Annotated in this window: 23 protein-coding genes and 1 pseudogene; 20 read left to right on the forward strand and 4 right to left on the reverse strand. The window is 45.6% G+C overall.

The features are described from left to right. The 10 genes and pseudogenes from MHH52_RS01590 (at position 1) to MHH52_RS01635 (ending at position 8915) form a co-directional block, all read left to right on the forward strand. Positions 1 to 1470, forward strand: coding sequence for an SMP-30/gluconolactonase/LRE family protein (locus tag MHH52_RS01590; RefSeq protein ID WP_340006223.1), 1470 nt, complete (start codon positions 1 to 3; stop codon positions 1468 to 1470). Between the two features lie 433 nt (positions 1471 to 1903). Further along, positions 1904 to 2368: pseudogene (locus MHH52_RS01595) on the forward strand (ABC transporter permease subunit); the annotation flags it as partial. Between the two features lie 193 nt (positions 2369 to 2561). Beyond that, entirely contained in the window at positions 2562 to 3674 is a 1113-nt protein-coding gene (locus MHH52_RS01600; RefSeq protein WP_340006224.1) for an extracellular solute-binding protein, read from the forward strand. 92 nt (positions 3675 to 3766) lie between these two features. Then, positions 3767 to 4687 carry an ABC transporter permease subunit gene (locus tag MHH52_RS01605; protein WP_340006225.1) on the forward strand — a complete coding sequence of 307 codons (921 nt, stop codon included), beginning with the start codon at positions 3767 to 3769 and terminating at the stop codon, positions 4685 to 4687. Then, positions 4684 to 5487, forward strand: a complete 804-nt coding sequence (locus tag MHH52_RS01610; RefSeq protein WP_313636508.1) for an ABC transporter permease subunit — start codon at positions 4684 to 4686, stop codon at positions 5485 to 5487. Before MHH52_RS01605 ends, MHH52_RS01610 begins: the two co-directional genes overlap by 4 nt. Then, positions 5484 to 6527, forward strand: a complete 1044-nt coding sequence (locus MHH52_RS01615; protein WP_340006226.1) for an ABC transporter ATP-binding protein — start codon at positions 5484 to 5486, stop codon at positions 6525 to 6527. The genes MHH52_RS01610 and MHH52_RS01615 overlap by 4 nt, the downstream gene beginning before the upstream one ends. A gap of 5 nt (positions 6528 to 6532) precedes the next feature. Further along, on the forward strand, positions 6533 to 7408 hold the full coding sequence (locus tag MHH52_RS01620; RefSeq protein ID WP_340006227.1) for an alkaline phosphatase family protein: 876 nt from the start codon (positions 6533 to 6535) through the stop codon (positions 7406 to 7408). A gap of 230 nt (positions 7409 to 7638) precedes the next feature. Beyond that, positions 7639 to 7875 (forward strand): hypothetical protein, encoded by a 237-nt coding sequence (locus tag MHH52_RS01625; RefSeq protein WP_340006228.1) that lies wholly within the window; start codon positions 7639 to 7641, stop codon positions 7873 to 7875. A gap of 15 nt (positions 7876 to 7890) precedes the next feature. Next, a complete protein-coding gene (locus MHH52_RS01630; protein WP_340006230.1) occupies positions 7891 to 8163 on the forward strand; it encodes a helix-turn-helix transcriptional regulator in 273 nt (90 codons plus the stop codon). Between the two features lie 170 nt (positions 8164 to 8333). Further along, positions 8334 to 8915, forward strand: coding sequence for a 50S ribosomal protein L25 (locus MHH52_RS01635; RefSeq protein ID WP_340006232.1), 582 nt, complete (start codon positions 8334 to 8336; stop codon positions 8913 to 8915). Between the two features lie 64 nt (positions 8916 to 8979). Here the strand turns inward: MHH52_RS01635 and MHH52_RS01640 are convergent, their stop codons facing one another. After that, positions 8980 to 11277 carry a UvrD-helicase domain-containing protein gene (locus MHH52_RS01640; RefSeq protein ID WP_340006234.1) on the reverse strand — a complete coding sequence of 766 codons (2298 nt, stop codon included), beginning with the start codon at positions 11275 to 11277 and terminating at the stop codon, positions 8980 to 8982. Between the two features lie 437 nt (positions 11278 to 11714). Between MHH52_RS01640 and MHH52_RS01645 the strand changes: the two genes are divergently transcribed. The 6 genes from MHH52_RS01645 to MHH52_RS01670 all read left to right on the forward strand — a co-directional run bounded on the left by MHH52_RS01645 (position 11715) and on the right by MHH52_RS01670 (position 17649). Then, positions 11715 to 12185, forward strand: a complete 471-nt coding sequence (locus MHH52_RS01645) for a hypothetical protein (protein WP_340006236.1) — start codon at positions 11715 to 11717, stop codon at positions 12183 to 12185. Further along, the gene (locus MHH52_RS01650) at positions 12185 to 12364 is read left to right on the forward strand and encodes a hypothetical protein (RefSeq protein ID WP_340006237.1); all 180 of its coding nucleotides are present in this window, start codon (positions 12185 to 12187) and stop codon (positions 12362 to 12364) included. Before MHH52_RS01645 ends, MHH52_RS01650 begins: the two co-directional genes overlap by 1 nt. Before the next feature lie 166 nt (positions 12365 to 12530). Then, on the forward strand, positions 12531 to 13367 hold the full coding sequence (locus MHH52_RS01655) for a DUF6492 family protein (RefSeq protein WP_340006239.1): 837 nt from the start codon (positions 12531 to 12533) through the stop codon (positions 13365 to 13367). Between the two features lie 2 nt (positions 13368 to 13369). Further along, positions 13370 to 14737: a sugar phosphate nucleotidyltransferase gene (locus MHH52_RS01660; protein WP_340006241.1), complete on the forward strand. Its 1368-nt coding sequence runs from the start codon at positions 13370 to 13372 to the stop codon at positions 14735 to 14737. 352 nt (positions 14738 to 15089) lie between these two features. After that, positions 15090 to 15356: a hypothetical protein gene (locus MHH52_RS01665; RefSeq protein ID WP_340006242.1), complete on the forward strand. Its 267-nt coding sequence runs from the start codon at positions 15090 to 15092 to the stop codon at positions 15354 to 15356. 64 nt (positions 15357 to 15420) lie between these two features. After that, complete coding sequence (locus MHH52_RS01670; RefSeq protein WP_340006244.1) at positions 15421 to 17649, forward strand: amylo-alpha-1,6-glucosidase; 2229 nt, start codon at positions 15421 to 15423, stop codon at positions 17647 to 17649. Positions 17650 to 17825: 176 nt separating this feature from the next. On the opposite strand, the gene MHH52_RS01675 is transcribed toward MHH52_RS01670, so the two are convergent. Next, positions 17826 to 18707, reverse strand: coding sequence for a Cof-type HAD-IIB family hydrolase (locus MHH52_RS01675; RefSeq protein ID WP_340006246.1), 882 nt, complete (start codon positions 18705 to 18707; stop codon positions 17826 to 17828). 271 nt (positions 18708 to 18978) lie between these two features. On the opposite strand from MHH52_RS01675, the gene MHH52_RS01680 reads away from it, so the two are divergent. Then, the gene (locus MHH52_RS01680; RefSeq protein WP_340006248.1) at positions 18979 to 20220 is read left to right on the forward strand and encodes a DUF445 domain-containing protein; all 1242 of its coding nucleotides are present in this window, start codon (positions 18979 to 18981) and stop codon (positions 20218 to 20220) included. A gap of 48 nt (positions 20221 to 20268) precedes the next feature. On the opposite strand, the gene MHH52_RS01685 is transcribed toward MHH52_RS01680, so the two are convergent. Next, positions 20269 to 21372 carry a glycosyltransferase family 4 protein gene (locus tag MHH52_RS01685; RefSeq protein WP_340006250.1) on the reverse strand — a complete coding sequence of 368 codons (1104 nt, stop codon included), beginning with the start codon at positions 21370 to 21372 and terminating at the stop codon, positions 20269 to 20271. 182 nt (positions 21373 to 21554) lie between these two features. Between MHH52_RS01685 and MHH52_RS01690 the strand changes: the two genes are divergently transcribed. Continuing rightward, a complete protein-coding gene (locus MHH52_RS01690) occupies positions 21555 to 22331 on the forward strand; it encodes a YheC/YheD family protein (protein WP_340006252.1) in 777 nt (258 codons plus the stop codon). Here the strand turns inward: MHH52_RS01690 and MHH52_RS01695 are convergent. Continuing rightward, entirely contained in the window at positions 22324 to 23139 is an 816-nt protein-coding gene (locus tag MHH52_RS01695) for a hypothetical protein (protein WP_340006254.1), read from the reverse strand. The genes MHH52_RS01690 and MHH52_RS01695 overlap by 8 nt on opposite strands. A gap of 281 nt (positions 23140 to 23420) precedes the next feature. On the opposite strand from MHH52_RS01695, the gene MHH52_RS01700 reads away from it, so the two are divergent. Both MHH52_RS01700 and MHH52_RS01705 read left to right on the forward strand, forming a co-directional pair. Continuing rightward, positions 23421 to 25583, forward strand: coding sequence for a PAS domain S-box protein (locus tag MHH52_RS01700; RefSeq protein WP_340006255.1), 2163 nt, complete (start codon positions 23421 to 23423; stop codon positions 25581 to 25583). Further along, on the forward strand, positions 25583 to 26206 hold the full coding sequence (locus tag MHH52_RS01705) for a C39 family peptidase (protein ID WP_340006257.1): 624 nt from the start codon (positions 25583 to 25585) through the stop codon (positions 26204 to 26206). Before MHH52_RS01700 ends, MHH52_RS01705 begins: the two co-directional genes overlap by 1 nt. Positions 26207 to 26248 lie beyond the last annotated feature (42 nt).

The raw sequence follows: 26248 nt of genomic DNA on the forward strand, positions 1-26248 counted from the left end.
ATGAAAAAGAAACTCATCTCCATCGTTTGTGGATTTATGTTCATAAGCGGATCACTATCCAGTATCGTTACCGCAGAGGCAGTGCAAAACACAAGCGGTGACGTTCAAGGGACTATCACGCAGAATGCTTCGTCTAATGCTGTACTCTCTCTTAAACAGCCGTGGGGATTGACTACCGTACCTGGTAGCAATGATCTCATTATCGTTCAGTCCGGAAGCGGTACGATCAGCAAGTGGAGTAATGGAGAGCTGCAGACAGTGGCTGGACAAGGTGCTGAAGGATATATCGATGATAAGAGTGCAAAGGCCTTGTTTAATCATCCGACGTATACTGCTGCAGACAGTAAAGGCAATATCTATATCAGTGATACCGACAATCATGTTATCCGCAAAATAAAGAATGGAGAAGTGTACACCCTCGCAGGAACGGGAGTCGCCGGCTACAAAGATGGACAACGCAATGAGGCGCAGTTTAACTCACCAGGTGGATTAGCTGTAGATAGTAATAACAACGTATACGTAGCGGATACACTGAATCATGTGATTCGCAAGGTTACATCAGAAGGTATCGTGACTACTTTTGCGGGTCAACAGGGGAGTAATGGCGCTTATTTGGATGGAGCAGTAGCTTCGGCCAAATTTAATGAGCCCGTGGGTCTTGTGTTCGATGAGACCGGTAATCTCTATGTGGCTGACAGTGGGAATCAGATGATCCGATTGATTAAAGGCAGTAAGGTTGAGACCTTTGCAGGCAAAGCAACCAGTATTGATCCAGTGACTGGTTATATGGCTGGAGGGTTCCAGAATGGAGATCGCCTGTCGGCGCTGTTCAATCGTCCTCGTGGACTGGCCTATGCCGATGGAGTGTTGCTGATTGCTGATAGTCTGAATCATCGGGTTCGGGCCATTCAGAAGGACGAGAAAGTCATCACAGTCGCAGGGCAGGGTACCTCGGGAGATCAGGTTGGAGCGTTGGATAAAGTGATGTTTAATCAGCCTTCCGGTGTTGCACTTATGTCTGGCAAGCTGTATGTATCGGATACGCTGAATAACAAACTAAAGGTATTGAATCTCGATTTGCAAGCCCTTAAGCCACTGCGTAGCGAGGCTGATCTGCTCGATGCGGTCTCGCTGTTACCAGCGGGTAAGAACATTCAAGTATGGTTGGACGGAGTGCAGGTGAAATTAAATACTACTACTCTACCACTTGAGCAATCCGATAGAATATATTTACCGGTTAGAGCGCTATTTGGCTCATGGGGAGCGGACATTCGTTGGGATACAGCAAGCAAAGAAACCGTAATTAGCAAAGGGGAGTGGACACTTTCCCTAAAGCCAGACGTGAGCCTTAATGTGCAAATCATAAAGGGTACTTTGTATGTGGCAGCCGATTATTTGCCGACTGTTTCATCCTTTATGCAGGTTTATGATGAGGACAGTCACGCAATTGTGCTGGAAAGTGGTCAATAATCATTCGTTGATGTGCTCAATGAATGTGCTAAGGGTTCAACTCGGAAGGGCGCTTTTATGGGCGCTCTTTTTTAATATTCGAAATACATACTTTACAGGTAGGAATAAATGTGTATATGATATCGCCAATACTTAAACACTAATTAAATGAACAGTGAAATAATTCATCCGAGCCGATTGGACCGCCAAAGGCTCCCGCACTTCTCCCTTGTTAGGGGTATGTGCTGGGAGTCTTTTTTGTTGAAATATAAGGATGTATAGGCTTCACTTCATCAATCATCCTTATATTTCTCGCTGAAACGTTACCGTCCTATAAAGGACGGAAAAGTCGTTTCCACTTGGCCGATAGGGAGAAAGCAGAGGTAGGAATGAGCGATACGTATGGGAGACAGCAGGAGGAGACGGATTGGATCTTCCGCAAGGTGGTCCGCAGATTGCGTTCATTACATTGTTTCTAGTATGGTTTGGTATTGGGGAGCAGTCGAAGATTGCGCTGATTGTGTACGCTACCTTTTTTATCGTGGTGCTGAATACCTTGACCGATGTGATGTCCGTGGAGGAGGATAAAATCCGCTCAGCCCGCAGTATGGGCGCCAGTGAGTGGCAAATCCTGATTCATGTGATCGTTCCGGCGACGATACCGTATATTTTTACAGGCATCCGGTTAGCGATAGGAACCTCGTATATGGCGATTATCGGTGCGGAAATGATTGCTTCGAACGAAGGTGTAGGTTATCTGATCTGGAATTCTCGATTATTTTTCCGTACAGACTGGATCTTTGTCAGTTTATTCTGCCTTGGCTTTATGGGCTTTTTTACGGATCGTCTATTTGGCTGTTTCGGTAAGAAAGTGCTCTATAGATACGGCGTGGTTAGTGTGGTGGCGCGTAGAAGGTAGTATAGATTTAAACATAAACATCAGAACCGCCTGAGTGAATCAGGTGGTTTTTGGTATGTCTTACTTTTTATTTACAAATATTCCTATCCTACTTAATGTCACGAAAATAGTACACGCCTATACTGCAATTGGGTGCCTAACAGTTGGAGCATAGAGAAGCCCGCAAATAAGAAATAGGAGTGAAGGGGAAATCATGAAAAAAGGGATCAAAAATCAATTATCGATGGGTCTAATGTTATCCTTGCTCGTCCTGTTGCTTGCTGCTTGTGGAAATTCGGCCAAGGCTGAGGAAACAACGAATGGAAATGCTGGCACCAAAGAGTTAAGTCTGACTGAGATCGAGAATAAAGCTAAAGAAGAGGGCAGTGTTATCAGTGTGGGAATGCCGGATTCCTGGGCGAATTGGAAAGATACATGGAGTGATATGAGTAGTAAGTATGGTCTTACACATTCAGATACCGATATGTCGAGCGCGGAGGAAATTGCCAAGTTTGATGCGGAAAAAGATAAACCAACGGCTGACATCGGAGATGTAGGGATCGCTTTTGGATCGGTTGCCGTGGATAAAGGAGTAACACAACCTTATAAAACGACCTACTGGGATGAGATCCCTGATTGGGCTAAGGATAAGGACGGAAATTGGATTGTCGGCTATCAAGGGACGATTTCGTTTCTGACGAACACCAAGCTCGTGGCTAACCCACCGAAGAGCTGGGGAGATCTGAAGAACGGAAATTACAAAATCATCGTTGGTGATGTAACCAAAGCTGCTCAAGCGCAAATGGCTGTATTGGCCGCAGCGATTGCTTTTGGTGGCGATGAGTCGAACATTGAGCCGGGAATTGCTTTTTTCGAGGATTTGGCTAAAAAAGGACGTCTCTCCAATGCAGAAGCTTCCCTTGCCAACATCGAAAAAGGGGAAGTAGAAGTTACCCTGCTGTGGGATTTCAACGCTTTGAACTATAGAGACCAGATCAACAAAGATGGCTTCGCGGTAGCCATTCCGAAGGAAGGCAGTGTTGTGAGCGGTTATGCAACGATCATTAACAAATATGCGCCGCATCCTAACGCTGCGAAGCTGACACGTCAGTACATCCTTAGTGATGAAGGACAGATTAATCTTGCCAAAGGGTACGCTCGTCCGATCCGTGACAGTGTAAAGCTGCCAGATGATGTTGCTGCTAAGTTGCTGCCAAAAGAGGAATATGTCAACGCCAAACCAGTTGGTGATTACAAGGTGTGGGAAGAGACAGCTAAGACCATTCCGCAGTTATGGCAGGAACGTGTACTTGTACATTTGAACTAGAATTGTTCTTCCCCCAAATAAAGAAGCAGGGCGCCTTCGTCACGATGCCGTAAGGTGCCCTTGTTCTATTCCCGCGACAAGGAGTGAGGAAGTTGAAACAGAAAAGCCGCGGTGTGATCCTGGCACTCATTCCGTTTGCACTGATGGTGTTGGCATTTCAGCTAGTACCTGTATTGTCCATGCTGACGGGAAGTTTCCAAAAGGCAGATGGAACTGGGTTTACGCTAGGCAATTATCTGCATGCACTGCAAAGTGCCTATTACATGCAGGCAATCAAGAACAGCTTGCTGATCTCTTTAACCTCAAGTCTGATAGGGATTGTTGTCGGACTTTTTTGTGCATATTGCATTACCCGATTCACCCCGCGGGTACGGGATAGACTGTTGATGCTGTCAAATATGACCTCTAATTTCGCGGGTGTTCCGCTGGCCTTTGCTTATATCATTTTACTCGGAAATAACGGGGTATTTACGCTCTTATTCAAACAATGGGGCTGGAGTGTTTTTACCGATTTTGATTTATATAGCTGGTCTGGGCTGATTCTGGTGTATGTATATTTTCAAGTTCCGTTAGCCTTACTGCTTTTGTATCCGTCTTTTTATGGCATTCGTGAGCAGTGGAGAGAGGCGGCGTCCTTGCTGGGGGCAGGGCCATGGCAGTTCTGGAAGACGATCGGGCTACCGATTCTAACTCCGGCGATTTTCGGCACGCTCGGGATACTGTTTGCCAATGCGATGGGTGCTTATGCCACGGCGTACGCCTTGGTTGGCGGGAACTATAATCTGCTGGCGGTACGTATCGGTTCACTGGTTGCTGGAGATGTGGTCACTCAGCCACAAATGGGGAGTACGCTCGCTGTCCTGCTTGGTCTGACTACGATTTTGGCAGTCTATTTGAATCATCTGATGGTTCGGCGCACGGAGAGATTTGGAGCTAAAGCGTTCAGATCGGATGTAAAAGCCAAATCTTCTAGGAGCTTATGGACAGCAGCTAGTGAGGAGGCTCGGCAATGAATATACGCAAAGCGAGCTTCGCTCCACGCGCCTTCATGCTACTGCTCATGGTTTATTTATTACTTCCACTGTTGGCAACGGGTATTTATGCTTTTGCACAGGACTGGCAGAATACCTTGCTGCCCCAAGCTTGGACGCTGAATTGGTTCGGAGAAATGTTTAAGGATATTCGTTTTTTAGAGGCACTTTGGACCTCGCTGTATTTATGCCTGATCAGCGTGGTGCTGAGTCTGACCGTGATGCTGCCAGCTGTTTTTGTCATCACCATTTATTTTCCGCGCTGGGAGAGCTTTATGAAAGTGATCGTTGTTCTGCCATATGCGGTGCCTGGTGTAGTGGCTGCGGTGGGACTTATTCGTACCTATTCCTCTGGCCCCTTTGATATCGCTGGAACAGCTTATTTATTGGTGGGCGCGTATTTTGTGGTCATTCTTCCCTATATGTATCAGGGCATTCGTAATAGTCTGTTGACCGTTAACGCCGTTGAACTGCTGCATGCTGCGGAATTGCTTGGGGCCCGCCGCAGAACGGCTTTTGTGAATGTGATTTTGCCAAATATCTGGCCTGGAGTTATCGTCTCCACCCTGTTATCATTCTCGGTTCTGTTCGGCGAATTTGTCCTTACAAACATGCTAGTTGGCGGACATATTCAGACGATTCAGGTGTATCTATATCAAAGAATGGGCGAAAGCGGACATTTAGCCAGTGCGATTGCCATCTCGTATTTTCTGTTTATTCTAGTCCTTTCGATGGTACTGATGAAGCTTGGCAAAAAGATGGGAGGAGGCGTTAAGGGATGAACGATTATCTGAAGCTGCAGGGTATACGCAAAATGTTCGGTGATACCTGTGTGCTAGACAATATAGATTTAGAGATTCGCGAAGGGGAGCTTGTGACGCTGCTGGGCCCCTCCGGTTGCGGGAAAAGTACGTTACTGCGCTGCATAGCTGGCCTTTCGGAGCTGGATGGCGGCAGAATTCTTCTAGAGAATAAAGATCTGGCAAATCTGCCGCCCCGTAAACGCGAAGTGGGGATGGTGTTTCAGTCTTATGCTCTATTTCCTAATCTGACGGTGAGCCAAAATATCGAGTATGGAATGAAAATGCGTGGGTTATCCAAATCCGCCCGGCATAATCGCTGCGAGGAGTTGCTGGTATTGATCGATCTGGAGGAGAAGCGCAATGTCTATCCGCAGTCACTCTCCGGTGGACAACAGCAGCGGGTAGCGCTGGCCCGTTCTCTAGCAGTGCAGCCCAAAGTATTACTGCTGGATGAACCCCTGAGTGCACTCGATGCCAAGATTCGTAAGAATCTACGTGCCGAAATTCGCGATATTCAGAAGCGTTTTAACATGACGACACTATTCGTTACGCATGATCAGGAAGAAGCGCTGATCCTATCCGACCGCATCTGCATTATGAACGGTGGACGAATTGTTCAGGATGGAACGCCGGAAGGACTGTACACTGCACCGCGCACAGAGTTCGTTGCTCGGTTCATGGGCAGTTATAACGTATTGACTCGGCCTGAAGTGATGGCGCTGTTCCACGGAATAGATAGTGGTATGGACAGCTTTGCCATTCGCCCCGAAGCCGTAACGCTACTGCATGAGGGAGCGGGACAACAGGAGGCTGCTGCCGGAGCACAACTGGTGAATGGAATGATTAAATCGGTGTCTGTGCTTGGCAATATCATTCGATGTACGGTTGAGGCTGAAGGCATCCGATTAACGGTTGATCTTTTAAATGATGGACGCTGGCTGCGGGTTGGAGAAGGGGACAAAGTCACATTGGCGCTGAACCCTTCCGAGCTTTTACATTTAGAGCGAGAAGGAGCATGAGTAGAATGACGGAAATGACCAATAAACTCATTGTGGTTGTCTTGGACGGACTTAGATATGATGCAGCTCGCAAATACATGGGGTATCTGGAGCATCTTGTGGAGCAGGGCCCCTTATCTTGTTATCGAGTACAGTCGGAATTACCCAGTCTGTCACGCCCGCTTTATGAAGTGCTCTTGACGGGTACACCCGTGTCCAAAAATGGAATTACGGCCAACCATATTGTGAGACCAAGCCATGAAGAGAGTGTATTTCATCTGGCAGTGGCCGCTAATTTGCGAACAGCTGCTGTCGCCTATCATTGGGTCAGTGAGCTTTATAATTCGGCTCCCTTTAATCCACTGGCTGATCGCCATCAGCACAACGTGATGAAGCCGATTCAGCATGGCAGCTTTTATTTCGAGGATCACTATCCCGATAGCCATGTGTTTGCCGATGCTGTGTATTTACGGAGTGCGTATGATCCACATTTTCTTTACATTCACTCCATGAATATAGATGACGCCGGGCATCGTTATGGTGGGGAGAGCAAGGAATATGAGCTTTCAGTGCGTAACGCCGATGGTTTGCTGGCCACTGTTTTGCCAATTTGGATGGAGCAGGGGTATAAGATTCTGATTACGGCAGATCATGGAATGAACGCAAATGGATATCACGGAGGGATAACCTCTTCAGAACGAGATGTGCCGTTGTATACGTTTGGAGTAGATGTATTATCTCTGGAAAAAGAGGATCAGGCAATTCCCCAATTGCGCCTAGCTCCGCTAATGTGCCACTGCTTGGGGCTTGCACCTTCGGCTGCAATGAGCAAGGAAGGATTGCCTCCTTTTGTACAGAAGCAACCACATCATGAAGTGGATGAACCTGTGATTTTAGGATGAAAATAAAATAGTAAAGCACGATAAAAATCATATGGGTACTACACTTGATTACAGGGATTCTGTTGATGGTAAGTGGCGGGCAGAAGACTCGTCATTCTTCGAATCATACATATCCTCAATAATTAAGACATCTAATACAGCCCGATTCGGACGTTTGTCCGGTCGGGCTGTATTCATGTTATAATGAGGGCACATTTTAGCATGAAGTACACGAAAGGAGGCACATCCATATGGAAGTAACAGCAGAAGAGGTAGCAGAATGGATGATTAAGGAAATTCGGTTTACGGGTACCTTGTATCAGACCGCGGCGATTGAATATGTGAAAGAGAATTTTGGGGAACAATTTGTATTTGTGAATGAGAATGGCAATGCCTCACTGTCCAAGGAAGTAAAGAAGGCTTTCCGGAAGCTGCACGGCGGCAAAATCGCGTGGGATCGCGATGGATTTTTGTGGGCGTGGACTTAAGTTGGAGGTGAATGTATGCCGGTTATCCGTAGTAAATTAAGTGTGGTCATGGAGAATCATGATCCCAAACTCTCTATACGAAAGCTTGCTAAGGATATTAATTATCACTTTGATTCGGTTCGCCGTATGTATAAGGATGAGATGGTACAGTATCCCAGAGACTTGCTCCTAAAGCTTTGTTTATATTTTAATGTTCAGCCTGGAGAACTCATCGGAATCGAAGAGTTGAATGAAAGTGATTGTACAATAGAAGAAGTGATAGGTGAAGATGGGTTAAGTGAGAGTTAAATAATAGAGAAAATGCAGTTGGGAAGAGTTGAGGAATGGGAAGTCGAATTCACTCAAGTCTTCTTTTTTGTATGGAAAAGAGGGGTTTTGGCTAAAATTGACTAGATTCTATGGTCATGTTATAATTGGATTGACAAGAATTTATGGTCAAAGAGAGCAGGAAATAAAAAATGAGTAAATTTATTCAATTAAACAAGCGTACTGGCGAAACAAAGTCCCAAAAGAAATTAGCGAGAGAACAGGGACGTATCCCGGCTGTGTTGTATGGAGTGGGTAAAGATACTCTGAATGTAGAAGTGAATGAAAAAGAGCTGTTGGACATTTTGAGAAAAAATCCACGAGCTATTCTGCAAGCAAAGACCACTGACGATGAAGTAATGCCAATCATTGTTCAGCATATTCAAAAAGGTTCGCTGTCAGGAAAAATATTGCATATCGATTTTCAACATGTGAACATGTCTGTAAATATGGATAGTAAAGTTACGATACATTTTGCGGGTGAAGCAATCGGCGTGAAATCCGGTGGCGTACTGCAAGTGGAATTGTATGAAGTAGAGGTTCGTTGTATGCCGGGCGTTTTGCCTACTTCTATGGAAGTAGATATTAGTAAACTTGATATTGGCGATCAGCTGCTAGTTTCTGACCTGATATTCCAAGATGGAATCGAAGTGCTGACCGATCCGAATGCAGTAATGATTCAGATTAAGACTGTACATGAAGAAGTTGAAGAAGCAGTAGTAACTACAGCCTAAATATATGTTTATATAAAAAGCAAGTTTCCAGGGAAGAGGAAACTTGCTTTTTTTTGCGTTTGAATCATACGGGAACTTCTCGCTGATCCTTTGCCATAGGTGAGCTACATAGAGGGCAGGGCTTCGAGGTTAGATGGTCCTCAGCTCCGCCAGCTTTCATGCGTGTCCAACCAGGACAACTGCTGCCCGTGCATTTCCATACCGGAACGACATGAGTTTTTGTAGCGGCTGTTCGGCTGGTCGGCAAGGATCTAGTCGTCACGGTTCTGCTCACCGTAGTCGCTGCTGTGGAAGAAACCGCTGAACGGAAGGCGGATAACATGAAGCGGGAGACCTCCGCTTTTTTACCCCTATGCTGTGCGGGTGAGCTGATAAATAGCTCCTCTCGGGCTCTCGTAACGGCCACATACGCCAGTCTCCGTTCCTCCTCCAGTGCTGCTAAGCTTGAAGCTCCGCTGCTTCCGGCCGCAAGCTTGCGGTCTTTTAGCCGATCACCCTCCAGTGCAGAGCTATGCGGAAGGATTCCCTCAGACGCCCCAATTAAGAAGACTACAGGAAACTCTAGCCCCTTTGATTTGTGAATGGTCATTAGTGCGATCCGGTTACCTTGCTCTTTGGTGCCAGGTTGACGATTATGCTCGTTACGCTCCGTAACATTATCTATGAAATCAAGAAAGGCAGGGATGCTGTCGAAACGCGCCGCGGAGGATTCTAGCTCATCTAGCATTTCTTTTAACGTCTCTCGATGCAAGGTCGCTTGATGCCGTTCATTCGCTTCGATGAAATAATCATAGAATTGGGTACGGATCTGACGGATCGCTTGTACCGGGGTCAGGTCACGCATATTCCGGATTAGATCGAGCCGATCTCTTAGCTTGGCCCCCTTGAAGTCTTCCATGCCGGGCATAGACAACAGGTGGATTAAAGGTCCTTGCTTAGGCTGTCTAGCCTCCATTTGGCGGATATGATTCATGCCTTTTTCACGGTTCATATATAGCGTCGGCAGGATATTCTCCATAGCTGCAAAATTCCGCCGATTCACGGAGAGTCGCAAATGATCCACTACCGGAGAGATCAGCCAATGCTCGTACAATAATTGCCCTTCTCCGTAATCAATATAGGGAATATCGCGTAAAAGGAGCAGTTCGAGAACGGCCCGATTGCTGCTCGACGCTCGGTACAACATGGCGAAGTCGCTATATTCTCTTTTGCCGCTAGAGACCTCGTTTAAAATATGCTCGACCATCTGCTCGGCTTCTTCATCTGCAGTTTGCGGACGCATATACCGGGGCTGACTTCCACTGCCTTTTGCGGCTTGCAGGGTTTTGGAACGCCGACGTGTATTGTGCTTGATAATGCCGTTGCCAAGTCCAACGATAGCTGGGCCTGAGCGGTAATTAATATCGAGCGTAATAACTCTTGCTCCCGGATAGAGCTTCTCGAACTCTAAAATGAACTCACTACGCGCTCCGTTGAAGGAATAAATCGTTTGGTCATCGTCACCAACTACCATTAGATTATGCTGTGGGTGAGCGACCATTTTGACAAGTTCGTACTGCAAGGCGTTTGTATCCTGGAACTCATCCACCATCACGTACAGATATCTCATCTGCAATTCCTGCAAAAGCGCCGGACGCTCTCGCAGCATCCGATAAGCGATTAAGAGGACATCATCGAAATCGATTTTGAAATTGTCCTGTTTCCATTGTTCGTATATTTCCAGAATGGATTTCATTTCTTTTTCGGCGGTGGTTCCAGCTGGCAAGTCTTCCACGGTGCCCATGTTCATTTTGCAGGAAGAGAGCAGAGAGAGTAGGGTTTCCGGTGGATAAGCATCCTTCGGCAGCCCGAGCTCACGCATGATCTGCTTCAATAGGATGTGCTGGCGCCGTGTCTCGCTGAAAATCTCCTGCTGCAATCCCTGTCTGCGCAAGAAAAACAAGAAAAAGGAATGGAACGTACGAGCCTGCAACCTTGCGACGTCAGCTGTGCTTACTCCCGGGAGCAGGGCGATTCGTTCGCGCATTTCGGCCGCAGCTTTACTCGAAAAAGTCAGCAATAGTAGCTGACTCGGCGAGATGCCGCGCACAGACAACAAATAACCGGTTCTGCAGATCAGAACCGAGGTTTTGCCGGAGCCTGCACCGGCTAGAGTCAGCAGCGGCCCTTTATGATGCCGTACGGCGGCAATCTGCGGACGGTTGAGCAGGATGCCACCTTCCTCCAACCTGCGAAAATAAGCGGAGTCCCCCTCTTCCCGCTTCACCAGCTCCCTGCTGGTCTGTGCTGAAGCTACTGCCGCCTGCGGGATGCGTTCGCCAGTAGCACCCAGCGGGATATTATGAAATAAGAGCTTATTCAATAGATTCACCTTCATATATTTCTGTATAGAGTGAGCTCAAAGAATCTAATTCTATGATGCTTTGGGTTCATCTTAAATAGTGTCTTAAATTTAGCCAATCTACAATATACCATCCCAGCGTTTTTGCTGCACAGAAAAAAATGCTGGATATAGTTTGGGGAAAGGTGGAGTTTGGTTATGAGAGTGGGGCTCGGTGGGCGGAATGTACGGTATAAATCCCGTAAATGGGGCCCGATGGGTGAAATGTACGGTATAAATCCCGTAGAATAGCTGGAATTTGGCTCCGTGAGCGAAATGTACGGTATAAATCCCGTAGAAATGCGGAAATGGGCTCCGTGGGCGGAATGTACGGTATAAATCCCGTAGAATAGCTGTAATGGGGCCCGATGGGTGAAATGAACGGTATAAATCCCGTAGAATAGCTGGAATTTGGCTCCGTGAGCAAAATGTACGGTATAAATCCCGTAGAATTGCTGGGATTGGGCTCTGTAGGCGAAATGTACGGTATAAATCCCGTAGAAATGCTGGAATTTGGCTCTGTAGGCGAAATGTACGGTATAAATCCCGTAGAAATGCTGGAATTTGGCTCCGCGAGTGAAATGTACGGTATAAATCCCGTAGAATTGCTGGAATGGGGCTCCGTGGGTCGAATGTACGGTATAAATCCCGTAGAAATGCGGGGATGGTGCTCCGTGGGCGGAAAGAAGGGCGAAAATGCCCCAGAAGAGAGCAAATCTGGCTCTGCGAGCGAAAAGAAGGGCAAAAATGCCCCAGAAAAGAGCAAATCGGGCACCGCGAGCGAAAAGAAGGGCATAAATGCCCTGAAAAAGAGCAAATCGAGCACTGTGTGCGAATCAGGCGCTGCGAGTGCATTTGTGCATCAGCTTTTCAAACTGAGGCTGCATTAGTGGTCGCTCATTCTGCATGGTTCGTCCTCCCGCTCGTTATTGTGCTTAGTGGACTCAACTTAGTCGCTACTCGGTTTGCAAAGGTTTCAATGTTTGTAACCAACATGTTTAAAATCAATATGTTTGTTGCTGCGAGCTTGATTACGCTGGGTGCGGTTCTGTTACTTTTTAAATGGTAGTACAATTTGGCTACTCTCCTCCAAGTACAACTATACTCCCCACGCATCGCAGATTTGTCCGGTGCCTATTCCTCCTTGTGATCCCTCTTTTATGTTTACAGTAGCCCATTCCCTTTCCTCATCATGCTCATATCCTAAAGCAAAATCATGATATGGAGATGAGCGTATGCCCTCGCCCAATAAGGTTCGCATAAGACATGCCGTTACCATAGATGTACTGATTCCGGCGATCGAGAAGGATTTGGCTACACTACCCTATGTTATTGACGCTGTCCGAACACATGTTAAGCATCCGATAGGTCGAATACTGATTGTTGCTCCAAAAAAGACACGGATACTAGATTTCTGCCGAAAAAAGGGCTGCACATTTGTTGATGAGAATACGGTCCTGCCGATTACAAAAAAAGATATCCATTACCGTTCACGGACATGGGAACGCTCTGGCTGGTTGTTCCAGCAATTGTTGAAGCTGAATGGTGACAAGCTGTGTACGGCTGATTATTTTTTAGTCATTGATGCAGATACGGTCTTAATCGCTCCTCATCGGTTCCGTGAGAAAGGGAAGACGATTTTTTACAGCCGCAATTGGAGTCAGCCTCAGTACTTTGCAACCTATAAGAAGCTTATGGGTAGGAAGGCGGCGTCCGCTTCCTCTTTTGTGACGCATTATATGCTGTTTGAACGCAGCAAATTGACTCAAATGAAAAGAGAAATCGAAATCAAGCATCAGAAGCCCTGGTATTCGGCGATTTTACACAGCATGAACCGCACCAAGCAGTTTGCCTTCTCTGAATTCGAAACTTATGGTAATTACCTATATTCGAAGGATCGTGGGGGGATGAAGATCCAAAAAGCTCGCAATAAAGGCCTCCATATGAATGCAGGTCAGCTATCCAAGCAGAAGCTGAATGGGCTGGCGGAAAAGTATAGATCGTTGTCTTTTCATAAACGGAAAGGGTATGTGAGAACACCGAGTAGTAAGTCCAGCGCAGGGGGGCGATAGGCTTGCAAATCGTACTCCTTTCAGGGGGATCGGGGAAGAGGCTGTGGCCGTTGTCGAATGAGATCAGGTCAAAAGCATTTTTAAGACTTCTTCCCACAGAAAATGGCGGTATGGAGTCGATGATCGAGCGAGTATGCAGAGGGCTGGAGGAGGCAGGATTGCTGGATTCAAGCTCCATTGTAACCCATCGCAGTCAGGTGGAGATTACCCGCAAATCCGTTGGCGATCAGGTTTCCTTGCTGGCGGAGCCGCAGAAGCGGGGAACCTTTACTGCGGTCGCGCTGGCGGCGAGCTACTTGCACTCCGTGAAGAAGATAGACCTAGAAGAGATTATAGTCGTCATTCCGGTGGATTCATATGTGGAGGCTTCCTTTTTTAAGCAGCTTCAACGGTTTCCCAATGTACTTTCAGAATCACAGGCGGATATTGCCCTGATAGGTGTTACACCTGAATTCCCCTCCACACAGTTTGGATATATTTTACCAAGTGAAGGTTCACGTGGTACGTCCTTTCTAAATGTTGAGCAGTTCGCAGAGAAGCCGGATGAAGCGAGGGCCGCCGAGTTTATTTCCCGTGGAGGACTGTGGAACTGCGGTGTGTTCTCCTGTTCGTTGGGGCACTTGCTTTCTTGTATGGCTGGAAGGGATCTTCCAGTGGATTACATTCAGCTGCTGGAGCGGTATGACGAATTGCCAGAACGAAGCTTTGATTATGAGGTGCTGGAACACACGCGGCGAGCGGTAGTTATTCCCTATAGCGGGGTATGGGCGGATATTGGCAGTTGGGATGCGCTTGCTTCTCATTTGCAAGAAAAAGTAATTGGCAGGGGAAGTATCTCTGAGGATTCAAAAGGAACACATTTAGTCAACGAGCTCTCTTGTCCTGTGCATATCATCGGTGCCCCAGGTTTGATCGTGGCGGTAGGTCCGGATGGCATTTTGGTTGCTGGGATAGAGCAGGCGAAACGGATCAAGCAGAAGCTGGAGGGTCATGCCGCGAAGCCGATGATTGAAGAGAAGCGGTGGGGGAGCTCCCGTATTTTGGATTTCTCACGAACAGCAACAGGAGTTGAGGTTACGACTTCCAAAATCGCCATGTTGGCAGGGAAGCACACCAGCTATCATTTTCACAGGCATACTAAAGAAATATGGTCTTTTCTTTCCGGTAGTGGAGAGTACCGTATGAACGGCATTCTTCATGTGGTTGCTGCCGGAGACACGGTCACGGTACCTGCGGGTGCGAGACATGGTCTGCGGGCGATTACACCGCTCGAATTGATCATCATTGAACTGGTGGCATTTCCTGACGTTGGGGATTATGTGCGCGTTTCTGCCGGATGGGAGGGGGAGAAAGACACCCTTGATAATTAACTACTTAGGGTAGCGCAATAAGCAGGATTCAAACTCAACATGTAGATTGCTAGCCCCTAATATTTTATGTTCACCGAAGAAAATCAACCGGGTCTTTTTGAATCCAGCGTACCTGTCCCGGTTGACTTTTTGAGCGTATCCAGTTAACATCACTGCATTTAGAAGAGTTATAGATCTGAGCCACCTTCGTATCTTTTGGATGGGAATCGAAATGAGACCTGCGTTCCCAGGTCTACAATACTGCTAATGGACAAGCCGTATTCTGGTCCGTACATTAGCATAGCCCGGTCATTTACATTTTTGAGTCCATAGCCTATAGACTGGGATTTAAGCAGAAGATTGAGTCGTTCTTGTGGGGGGGCATTGGAATGATTACTTTGGTGCCCTGGTTTATATTAATAAAACGGCGAATTATCCATTGCAAACGTATATCCAACAGCTTAGCGTTGATGTTCAGAACATTACAGATCCTGAAAAATTAATGGAATTAGCAAAAGTTTCGAATAAGACTTTGAACGCTGCTAAAATCGTGGTTTCCACGCTGCCATTGTTGTTGATTTATCCGTTTATGCAAAAGTATTTCGTTACAGGGATTGTTGTGGGTTCGGTTAAAGAATAAATATTAGTAGACAGCCGCTATGAGGTTTCATAGCGGTCTACTATTTTCAAGTAGGAGGCTTACAATGAATAGTAATCAAGTTCATACATCAATTCTGGATGAAATGAAGACATTTGTCTCTCAAGAAGCCAATCGGGGTATTTCATTTACGAATAAAGAGGCAGCATTTTATTTTACGCAATCGCATCACACGGATCATGTGGAACATGCATTTTTTGAGGGATTTAATATCGCTAAGAATAGAATTTTCGGTGGGTACACTTTATTCGTAGGTGAGCAGAAGCTAGACAATCGGCAATCTGAAGTCTGGGCCTATCCTTATAAAATGGTGCGTAAGCATGCGGAACTGACTGAAGAGCTTTGGTTGTTGGATTATCATAATCTATTAGAAATTAGTCTCGCTAATGCGAAGGAAGCCATAGGCATTACTTTAAGCGGAGAGAATGTTAGCTATATAAACCAACAAGATCATGTCGCCTACTTTAGCCCTATCGAGGGAGATTGGGTGATTGCAGTTAGTGCTATCAACCTTTCACCTTTGCACATGGATAATGAAATTCTAATTGCCGATGCAAACGCTGGAGGATATTATATCGCTGCAGGTAAGACAACCGAAGAAGCAGTAAGGTTAATCCTTAATGCTAGGCAAGATATAGGCACTTTGAAAGATGAACGTGTTAAGCGGCTAGAAGACTTCTTACACCACAATGCCCATCTAACCAGCAGTGATGATACGCTTACTTTAGCTATGAATTGGTTGAATATCACTATGGATCAGTTGGTTACTAGACAGCAGGGTGATGGTATCTATGCAGGATTGCCATGGTTTAACGAATATTGGGGACGGGATCAATTTATAGCTCTTCCGGGAGCCGTGCTAGTTACAGGGCAATTCGAAACGGCTAGAAATATCTTGCTGTCATTCGCAGAATTTCAGAATACGGACGAAGATTCTAAATACTTTGGTAGAATTCCAAATATCTTGTCTCCTGGAAAGGTGGATTACCATACTACGGATGGTACGCCGCGATTCATTATCCAGTTGCAGGATTACGTTAAATATTCGGGAGATACAGCGATCATTAGAGAGCTTTATCACAATGTACAATATAGTATTGAAGGTTCCATAAAATATTGGGTAGATGATAAAGGGTACTTGAAGCACGCAGATAATGAAACTTGGATGGATGCCCGGGATGGTAATTTGGAGTCTTATTCTCCTCGGGATACCCGTGCCAATGACATTCAAGCACTCTGGTATAACCAATTGCTTGCTGGTGTTTACTTTGCTGAATATATGGATGACAAAGTGAATGCTGATAAATGGAAGGGCATTGCTGAAACCTTGAAGCATCATTTTGAGGTCGATTTCTTTGATCAAGCTCATCCTTATTTAGCAGACAGACTGGACGCAGAAGACAAGCCTGAATTCTCCCTGCGCCCGAACCAGTTATTTGCTTTTGAAATGTTTGACGATAATGATTTTAAGGCTAGAGCGATTCGTACCGCGTGGGAAGAGTTGGTTTATCCATGGGGCGTTGCTTCGCTAGATAGACATCATCCATTGTTCCGCCCGTTTCATTTAACTTCTCATTATCCGAAAGACGAGGCTTACCATAACGGTGCGGTTTGGATTTGGCTTAATGGTATTGCGATGCAGCGTATGATTGAAGCGGGGCAGGAAGAAACCGCCTATCAGCTATTCAAGAATATGAACTGGCAGGCCTTGAATTTGGGTGTAGTCGGAGGACTTAGTGAGAATATGGATGCTTATCCGCTGGAAGGTGAGAGCTGGGCGAAGTTGACGGGTGCATACCTACAAGCTTGGTCTAATGCTGAGCAGCTGCGTGTGTGGTATCAATACTTCTTAGGGATCCGTCCGGACCTGATTAACAATACACTGACGATTGCTCCAAGAATTCCCCAAGAGCTTGAATCCTTGGCCTATGATGTGAATATAGGGAATGGACGTATTAAAGCTACATATAACCGTGGACTTGAAACAACATACTCCTATACATTCAAGAATGTAGGACTGGAAGTTATGATCGATGTGTCCCCTTTTGAAACGGTATCGCTTGAAGTTAAGCCAAATATGGAGCTGGTTGTAAGACAGGATGATCATATACTGGCAGTTACCTTATATGATGAGAATCGTCAAATACTCAAGGAGATTCAGTCAGGGCTATGCGAATCACGTGTTATACAAAATAAGCGGAATAACGAGTTGTTAAAAGATGTTGAGTTTGCAAAGCCGCTAAGCTTGGACAATCACCCTTGTATAAAGCTGTAGCTATAATTAGTTAAGGTATTCTGCAAGCATAAGCGCCTTCGGCGTCCCTATAAGGGCGGCAAGTGTTTAAGCGAGAAATATAAGGATAATTTATAGCATGGAACATATAAATTCTTATATTTTAAAAATAACCTCTAACCCATCCTCAGGATGCTGTTAGAGGTTATTTTGGCAGTCTATGACAGAGGAGATTTCCTGTTCAAATTCAAAAGATGCTCAAGTCCTGCTGCAACCCCATCTTCATCATTAGTGACGGTAACAAATTCAGCCATTTCTTTTAGAATCGGTGCTGCATTAGACATGGCAATTCGGTAGCCAGCCATCTCGAACATCGGTTGATCATTATAGCTGTCACCCATTACGGCTACATCAGTTAGCGGGATGCCATAGTGAGCGGCTAGCATAGCAACACCGGAGCCTTTGTTGGCATCCTCGTGGTTAATTTCGATATTATTGACATGGGAGGCTGTAATAATGAGGCCAGGGATCGCGGCGAAACGGGTGGAGGCTTCTTTGAGCAGTTCCCGGTTTAGAGAAAAGGCTAACGTTTTATAAATGACATTCTCCTCTTTGCTCCAGATCTCTTCCATACTCTCGACGTAAGTTACAGCCGCTTGTTGAAACTGCTGATCGATCATTGCTTTTAGCAGCCAGCTGACTTCCTCGGGTACTTCTTCTTCGCTCAGTGCAGATAATTTTTCTAATTTTACCCGTTTGTTCAGTTCTACATATACGTTGTCCTCTGTGTATACCTCGTAATACAAATCCGGAATTTCGTTCATCCAGCGTAACGCAGGAATGATGTCCGCCTTATTCAGCGGTTTACTTGCCGCGAGCGTGCGGTCAGACAGTGTAACTACTGCGCCATTCAGACTGACTACAGGGCATTCCAGATCCGCCAGCCGCAACTGTCGTTCCGCATCCATAAAAGAGCGTCCCGTAGCAATAATTACAATGTGACCTAAATTCTGAGCGTTTATAATCGCCTCTCGGTTCTTTGGACTGATGTTCCCTTTTTCGTTCAGCAATGTTCCATCCATATCTAAAGCAATCAGCATATTGTATGATCTCCTTATCCAGTCATAGTTGTCCATTCGCGGGCTGTGAGAACGTTACTTGTATCTTATCATTAATATTTTGAAAACCAAAAACCCCTTTTCATTCATATCTTAATCGTATATTTTTAGAAAATAGTTCAGTCGTGGTACAATAGTTGTCAAACTAATCGACTAGCCGAGTCTATCGTCAGTTCATGTTCGTGGGACGTGATCCGTCGATATTTTTCCTGCGTAAGGACATCGGCAGCTGTATATGTAAGGGGGACTATTCGTGAGATCCAAAAACTTAGCCACCATGTCACTCGCCTTTATGGCATGTGGGTTTCTGATTACACTATTTCTACCTGAGAATCTCGCTGTGATTCTACTAAGAGGCGGCTTTGAGGCCGGTCTGGTAGGGGGGATTGCCGACTGGTTTGCGGTAACCGCGCTGTTCCGCCATCCGCTGGGTCTGCGTATTCCACATACCTCACTGCTGCTCAAGAATCGGGATAAGATTATCCAGTCGTTAATCACCGCTATGGAGACTGAGCTACTGAACAAAGAGAGTATTGAGAACAAGCTGCGCAAGTTTGGTATTATGTCTATGGGTTCCAAGCTGCTGACGAAGTTCTTCAGCAAGAAGAAGGCAAGAGCCCAAATCCTGGAGCAGTTTAGCGAATTCGTGTCACGTCTTCCGGTAGAGAAGGCTGTACCATTCCTTCAAAAGGCAGCTTCCGAATATATTCATGAAGCCGAGCTTGGGGTTGCGGCTGATAAAATTGTCACTAAATTGATGAACGCTGGAAAAGATGTAGCTGCTCTGGATTATGCGCTGGAAGGGGTATCTAATTGGAGTGGGCGCCCCGAAACGAAAGCTATGCTGGGTAAGATCGCCAGTGAGAAACTGGCTGAAGTGAAGCTTGGCGGACTTAAAGGTATGGCTTTTCAGGCTTTCGTTGGGTTCATGGATGCGGATATGCTTGGTGAAATGTTGCAAGGTATGCTACAGTCCGGTATCCGCGATTTTCGTGAAGAGGATAGCCCCTACCGTGAAGAGATCATCCGGGAAATTCGGGTGGCGCTGTTCCAGATTGTTAATGATGAAGCTAAGCTGGCGTCATTAAAAGAATGGGCACTGAATGAGCTTGAGGGAGAAGCAGCAACCGCTTTTCTGCATACTCAATTGGAAAATGTGCGTAGTAAGGTACTCTCCTTATTGGAAGAGGACCGGGCAGCTGGAGGACGCAAGTTATTTGCGCTCTATACCCTGCTTATGCGTCGTATTAGCAAGGAACAAGAATGGATCAGTAGCTGGGAGGAGCGGATTCGCGCTTCATTAATTGCATTTGTAGAGGCTAACCACTTCCGGATCGGTCTCTTGGTGAAAGAGAATCTGGAAAGCATGGATGATGCTAGTCTAGTGAACATGCTGGAGGATAAAGTGGGTAAAGATCTTCAGTGGATTCGTGTGAACGGCGCCTTATGCGGTTTTGTTGTAGGGCTTGTACTTACGATTGTTCAATTTATTTAAATAAAAGTAGTCCGTCTCCAGTCATTAGAGACGGACTATTTTTTTGTTCTACCTTTGTATTAAGGCAGCTTGATAAAGCCGCTCCAAATCGGTTGCTGTACGCTGCCAATTGAAGACTTCAAGCGCATCCGCTCTTCCTTGTTTCCCAATGGTTTCTACTAACTCTGGATTGCGGCCTAGTCGCAGCAAATCCCTTGCAAAAGGCAAGGCCTCGCGATATCGTTCTACCAAATATCCGTTATGTCCGGAGACAATAATCTCCCGGATACCCCCATTGCAAGAAGCGATAACCGGTATTCCGGACGCCATGGCCTCTACATTAACAAGACCAAAGGATTCATGATTCTGAGAAGGGCATACAAAGCAGTCCGCTGCTTGATAAAGGGTATGAATATCTTCATGAGCAACATTTCCTAGGAAGGTGACGTGCACTCCTAATCGCCGTGCAAGCAGCTTCAACTGTCGCAAATACGACGGTTTCCCTTTGCCTGCGATTACAAGATGAGCGGGGAGATGTTTATTTAAATGGTACATAGCACGTATCAATACAGGCACCCCTTTGCGGGGAATGACTCGACCGACGAACAAGACGGTAAAGACCTTCGGGAGTCTATAAAGTCTGCGAAGATGGTATTTTTCCTGTGTTAGTACTGGAGTGAATCGATCAAGATCCGCTCCGAGAAGGACAATACGGATCTCTTTGTTCAATTGAGGGAAGCGCCGGGCTAGTCTTCGCTGTAGAGAGTGGCTGTTCGCAATGATCAGATCTGCTCTAGACAAGTCCCTAGCAATCTTAACTGTCCCCGGTGTGAATGTAAGAGAGTGCAGAAATAGAAATACTGGAATATGAGGGAGCCGTTTCTTTACAGCAGACATAAGATGGGGGCGATTATCGATCTGAATCATATCAAATGACTCTTTTTGAATGTAGTCTAATACCGAAGTACGATAATGGACGGAAGTACTTGCGGGCAATCGAATGATTCTGACCTGCTCCAATATTGAAGCCTCGGGCAGTCCCGGTGCTCTCCGGCTCACAATGGTAACCTTATGTCTCTCAGCCAGCCTTTTGGCAATGGCCCAAATGCAGATTTCTACTGAACCGTCTCCCGGAACCGGGAACTGCTCCGGTGCAATGATACAAATATGCATGGTTCACGCCTCCTCTGATCCGCTAATGGTTATCCTCTTCCCACCATATGCAGCTTAGTAAACTGGAGATACATCTGAAAGCGGAGAGGGCGTGGGGCCCATTCCATTCACATGGTCGAAGCATAAAATACTAAGGCTAACTATGGTTGTGACCATTATTCGAATGACAGGGGAGAGGGCAATTGGGAACGAAACATAAGTCTGGATTGACTAGCAAATGGATTAAAACCAAGGTGCTCATGCAAAGTTCTACGATTTCACCGCTGATTCCAGAGACTGTGAAGTTTAGCAAAGCAAACTTAAAGACGATGCTGTTGAAATACGGGATGATTTACGTTAAACCGGAGCATGGTACCTATGGTAATGGTGTGATGAAGGTTGAACAGAGTAAGGGTTCTCATGGAATAGAATACAAATACCAAACTGGAACAAAGATAAAAACCTTTGGAGCCTATGACACCTTTTATTTATTACTCAAGAAAGCGACACGCGGACGTAGTTACTTGATTCAGAGAGGGATTGTTTTGTTGAAGCACGGAAAGCATCGTTTTGATATCCGCGTTATGGTCCAGCTCAGTCCGCGTGGTAAATGGGAAACTACCGGGCTGATCGGCCGAGTAGCTGAGAAAGGCAAGATCGTGACCAACTATCATAGCGGCGGTAAGTTAACGGCTATGGAGAAGCTGCTGTCGCCTTATTTGAACGAAGCTCAGCAAGATCAGATGCTTAAGATATTGAGAAAGCTAGGAGAGGATACTGGGCGTTTCTACCATAAGAAATATCCCGGTTTTAAACAGATTGGTGTTGATGTAGGATTAGACAGTTACATGACTCCTTGGATTATTGAAGTGAATACTAATCCAGATCCGTATATTTTCAAACATCTTCCTAATAAAAGCATGTACCGCAAAGTGATGGCTTACCGCAGAGCAAATGCGAAGAAGAAGTCCACTAGCTGATTTGTTTCTTCGTATTCGCAATAACAATGGAGACCTTTTGTTCGAGTTCTATTACTTTTTGTTTGTGGGTTGCGATTTGACGATAACCGGAGACCAGTGAAGATAGGGACTGGGTGGTTAACGTAAGATTTTGTTTACGTATCGCTGCTTTAAAGTCAGACCAATCTGCCGAGATCCGTTTGTTTAACGAAGTGATAACGCTTTTGTTAGATTTGATTGTGATTTGAGGACTTTCAATGCCAGATAAGGTCTTGCGAGCTTCGGCTATCTTTTGGGTACGTGTCTTTTTGGCTGCGTTCAGCTGATTCTGTTTGTCGCTGATCTCTTGGCGTGCCAACTGAACCAAGATTTTCATAGCATCACCTTGGGCACGCAGTACGGCATTCAAGGTCTTATCCTTAAAACCCTTGGCGATACTAATTCGCTTAGTAAGTGCACTATACTGGTCGAATAAGGGTTGATAGCGCTGCTTGCAGCTCTTAACGGTGGTTTCTAGCCGGGTTACTGCTTCAATATCAATCCCTTTAATTTGTTGACGTACCACAATCAACGCTTGCTCATTATTGTAGTGAAGGATTCGGATCTGTTCCTCGCGATGGTCATACTGCAGCTTTAAGGTGGATAAATCATTGTATAGAGTAGTCAGCTTAACTCTGGCAGAGCTTTCTGCCGTCGCAGCCGTCAGATCAAAAGCCGCTTGAATAGAGGGTGTTAGTTCCGTCGTAGATGCAGCAAAAGCTCCCGTTGATGTGCTTAGCAGTAGCAGGACCGTCAGTAGTAGTAAGGGCACTGACTTTAATATTTTCATTTGCTCTCCTCCTATTTCCGTAACCCTAATGACAACAAAAAAAAGCACCCGTAGCAAAGGCAAGAGCCTTTATTACGGGTGCTTCCAACGTAATAGGTTACGAACGATATATTATGTTTAATAATAGTTTGTCTCAGACCATCCAGTCAATATTTAAAATTAAACTATTCACTATTCAAAATGATGCACAGGACATTTCTTTACTCACTTCTCTTATCGTATACTGAAATAAGAAGGGAATAGAGGAGTGCAACGTTCGCAACAAAGGAGGTCTGGCGTAGATGGATAACTCAGTAGAATATAGCGCTATGTTGGAACATGCATTTATGAGGTCCCCAGAGGGAATGGCCGTACTATCTTTGAATAACGACAATGGCAACTGGCTAAAGGTCAATCCGACTTTTTGCAATCTACTTGGCTTAACGGAAGCTGAGTTTCTTGCTGGAGCTATTTTTGCAGAAATGGAAGAACTTCAGAATTCACCAGCGGTTAGCTATAAGAAGGAACAATGCATTCGTACCAAAGCGGGTCAGCCAGTATGGCTTTCCCTAACGTTCTCAGGATTAGGGGCAGGACAATCCCTTTCGTATATCATAGTGTATGCTGAAGATATTACGAACCGAAAGATTGCAGATCAACAAACGGTAGATCATCAAGATCAGCAGCAGATGGAGGAACAGATTCTTCAAAGCGAACGCTATTATAGATTGATGTCTGAGAACTCGCTGGATTTAATCTCCCGTCATGCAGTTGAAGAGCGTAAACAGTTCGAATTCAAGCTTCAGGAGAACGAACAACGCTATAAATCCTTATTCGAATATAATCCCTCTGCTGTGTACTCTATGAATTTGCAAGGTGATTATTTGACAGCCAATGCGAATCTGGAGAAGTTGACGGGGTATTCGCTGGATGAACTGATTGGAATGTACTTTGGTCCTGTTGTGCATGAGAAGGACATGGAGAAGACGCTATATCATTTTAATCTAGCCGCTAAGGGATATCCCCAAAGCTATGAGCTGACGCTTATTCATAAAGAAGGCCATTTTGTAGAGATTAATACGACTAATATTCCGATTATTGTAGACGATCAAGTGGTTGGTGTGTATGGTATTTCCCGTGATATTACGGAACGTATACGATATACAGAACAAATTGAAAAGCTAAGCAATGAGTACACCCTCATTTTAAATGCGGTTTCAGAAGGTATTTTTGGACTCGACATGGAGGAGAAGGTGACCTTCATCAACCCTGCAGGTTTGCAAATGCTGGGCTATGAACATGATGAAATCATGGGTCATTCGTATCTGGATCATATTCAGCAGACGGCGCTTGATGGGATCCATTATCGGCCTGAGGAGTCTCCACTTATGAAGGCTATTAGGTCAGGGGTATCTTTTCAGAGTAAGGATGCGGTTTTGTGGCGTAAGGATGGTACAAGCTTTCTTGCGGAGTATCAGGTAACCCCTCTATTCGATAAAGGTGAACCTAAGGGCGTTGTAGTAGTGTTCAGGGATATTACAGATGAGAAGGAGATCATTCGGGCGAAGGAATCTGCGGAAAAAGCGGATCAGGCTAAATCTGAGTTTCTAGCCGTTATGAGTCACGAAATACGCACACCTATGAACGGTATAGTGGGGATGACTGATCTGCTTGCAGAGACGGAACTGGATGAAGAGCAACGTGGGTATACAGATATTATTAAAGAGAGTAGTAGTTCTCTTCTATATATTCTTAATGAAATTCTCGATTACAGTAAAATTGAGGCCGGTAAAATGATGATCGTACATGAGCCTGTGCGTCTTCAAGAGGTTCTGGACAGTGTAACGGATTTATTTATGGCAAAGGCTTTGGAACAAAATATCGAGCTGTCTTATTGCATGGCGGCAAGAGTTCCAACGCTCATTATGGGAGATGCAGGGCGACTACGTCAGGTATTGGTCAATCTGGTCAGCAATGCGATTAAATTTACTGATCGGGGCAGCGTCTGTATTTACGTGGAACAGAATATGTCCGAAGATCCAAAGAAATCGACTTTGAAATTTAATGTTAGAGATACGGGGATAGGTATTCCTTTAGAGAAGCAGGATCTGCTGTTTCAATCGTTCTACCAGCTGCACTCCTCGTTTAATCGTAAGTATGGCGGGACGGGGTTAGGGCTGGCGATTTGTAAGAAGCTCGTCGAGCTGATGGGTGGAGCAATTGCGGTGGAGAGTAGCGAAGGAGAGGGCGCCAATTTCTATTTTACGCTACAGATTAATCCTGAAAGCGGATATGAGGGTGATGAGGAAGTAGTTGCTCAGACAGAGTGGAAATCCACACAGGAAATAGAATCAGGATCTGATTCAGAGGTACCAATGGATGTTGGCGCAAATGTGATTTTACTCCCGGAAGGCCCTGCCCTTTCAGCTTCTAATCCGGAACCCTCAAGAGGTAATCCATCCTGATGAAGCATAGAATGTCCAGTCTCAGTAACAAACTACCAGCGGATCCATATACACAGTGGGAGGCTGGGGTTGCATCCCCGTCTTCTGCATGTGGACCGGCGACGATGGCGGCTTTAACCGAGTATTGGAATACCCAGCTAAGAATGGACTTTATTCGTGGCAAAGGGCATTTTCACTCCAAAGCAGCTCATATTAATTACATATATAGTCATCACGGAGGGACCCCTTTGGGGATGAGTGTACGCCGTTTTACCAAAGGACTGAAAGACTATATCCATTCATCGCTTTTACCGAAAGGGAAGCATAAGCTGTTCATTACCACTTTTAATGATTTCAATGGATATAAAGCGGAGATTGATGCGGGTCGGCCTGTAGCTGTTAAATTTGATAAATGGTTTAAATTCCGATGGAGAGGGAAATTCGCTTACGACTACCACTGGGTACTCGGAATAGGATATGAGGTGCCTGATAACGGAGATCGTCCAATCCTCATCGTTCAGGATAATGGTGTGAGGTATAAGGACGGTGAGATTGCTCTTGGTAAGGAACGCCGTATTCCGTATTTTGTAAATAAAGACATCATTACGATGGTCGGAATGAATATCGTAGAACCTCTTAATTGATTGCGATTCGGCTAGGGGATTGCCCTGAAAAAATGATCTAAT

Origin of the sequence: Paenibacillus sp. FSL K6-0276 (assembly GCF_037977235.1) — a bacterium.
Lineage (GTDB): Bacteria > Bacillota > Bacilli > Paenibacillales > Paenibacillaceae > Paenibacillus_AQ.

Coding starts and splice junctions, on each gene's coding strand:
- MHH52_RS01685 (WP_340006250.1), bottom strand. CDS start 21,372: ATGCATATTTGTATCATTGCACCGGAGCAGTTCCCGGTTCCGGGAGAC.
- MHH52_RS01670 (WP_340006244.1), top strand. CDS start 15,421: ATGAATAGTAATCAAGTTCATACATCAATTCTGGATGAAATGAAGACA.
- MHH52_RS01700 (WP_340006255.1), top strand. CDS start 23,421: ATGGATAACTCAGTAGAATATAGCGCTATGTTGGAACATGCATTTATG.
- MHH52_RS01635 (WP_340006232.1), top strand. CDS start 8,334: ATGAGTAAATTTATTCAATTAAACAAGCGTACTGGCGAAACAAAGTCC.
- MHH52_RS01655 (WP_340006239.1), top strand. CDS start 12,531: ATGCCCTCGCCCAATAAGGTTCGCATAAGACATGCCGTTACCATAGAT.
- MHH52_RS01625 (WP_340006228.1), top strand. CDS start 7,639: ATGGAAGTAACAGCAGAAGAGGTAGCAGAATGGATGATTAAGGAAATT.
- MHH52_RS01705 (WP_340006257.1), top strand. CDS start 25,583: ATGAAGCATAGAATGTCCAGTCTCAGTAACAAACTACCAGCGGATCCA.
- MHH52_RS01620 (WP_340006227.1), top strand. CDS start 6,533: ATGACGGAAATGACCAATAAACTCATTGTGGTTGTCTTGGACGGACTT.
- MHH52_RS01610 (WP_313636508.1), top strand. CDS start 4,684: ATGAATATACGCAAAGCGAGCTTCGCTCCACGCGCCTTCATGCTACTG.
- MHH52_RS01590 (WP_340006223.1), top strand. CDS start 1: ATGAAAAAGAAACTCATCTCCATCGTTTGTGGATTTATGTTCATAAGC.
- MHH52_RS01675 (WP_340006246.1), bottom strand. CDS start 18,707: ATGCTGATTGCTTTAGATATGGATGGAACATTGCTGAACGAAAAAGGG.
- MHH52_RS01600 (WP_340006224.1), top strand. CDS start 2,562: ATGAAAAAAGGGATCAAAAATCAATTATCGATGGGTCTAATGTTATCC.
- MHH52_RS01630 (WP_340006230.1), top strand. CDS start 7,891: ATGCCGGTTATCCGTAGTAAATTAAGTGTGGTCATGGAGAATCATGAT.
- MHH52_RS01695 (WP_340006254.1), bottom strand. CDS start 23,139: ATGAAAATATTAAAGTCAGTGCCCTTACTACTACTGACGGTCCTGCTA.
- MHH52_RS01615 (WP_340006226.1), top strand. CDS start 5,484: ATGAACGATTATCTGAAGCTGCAGGGTATACGCAAAATGTTCGGTGAT.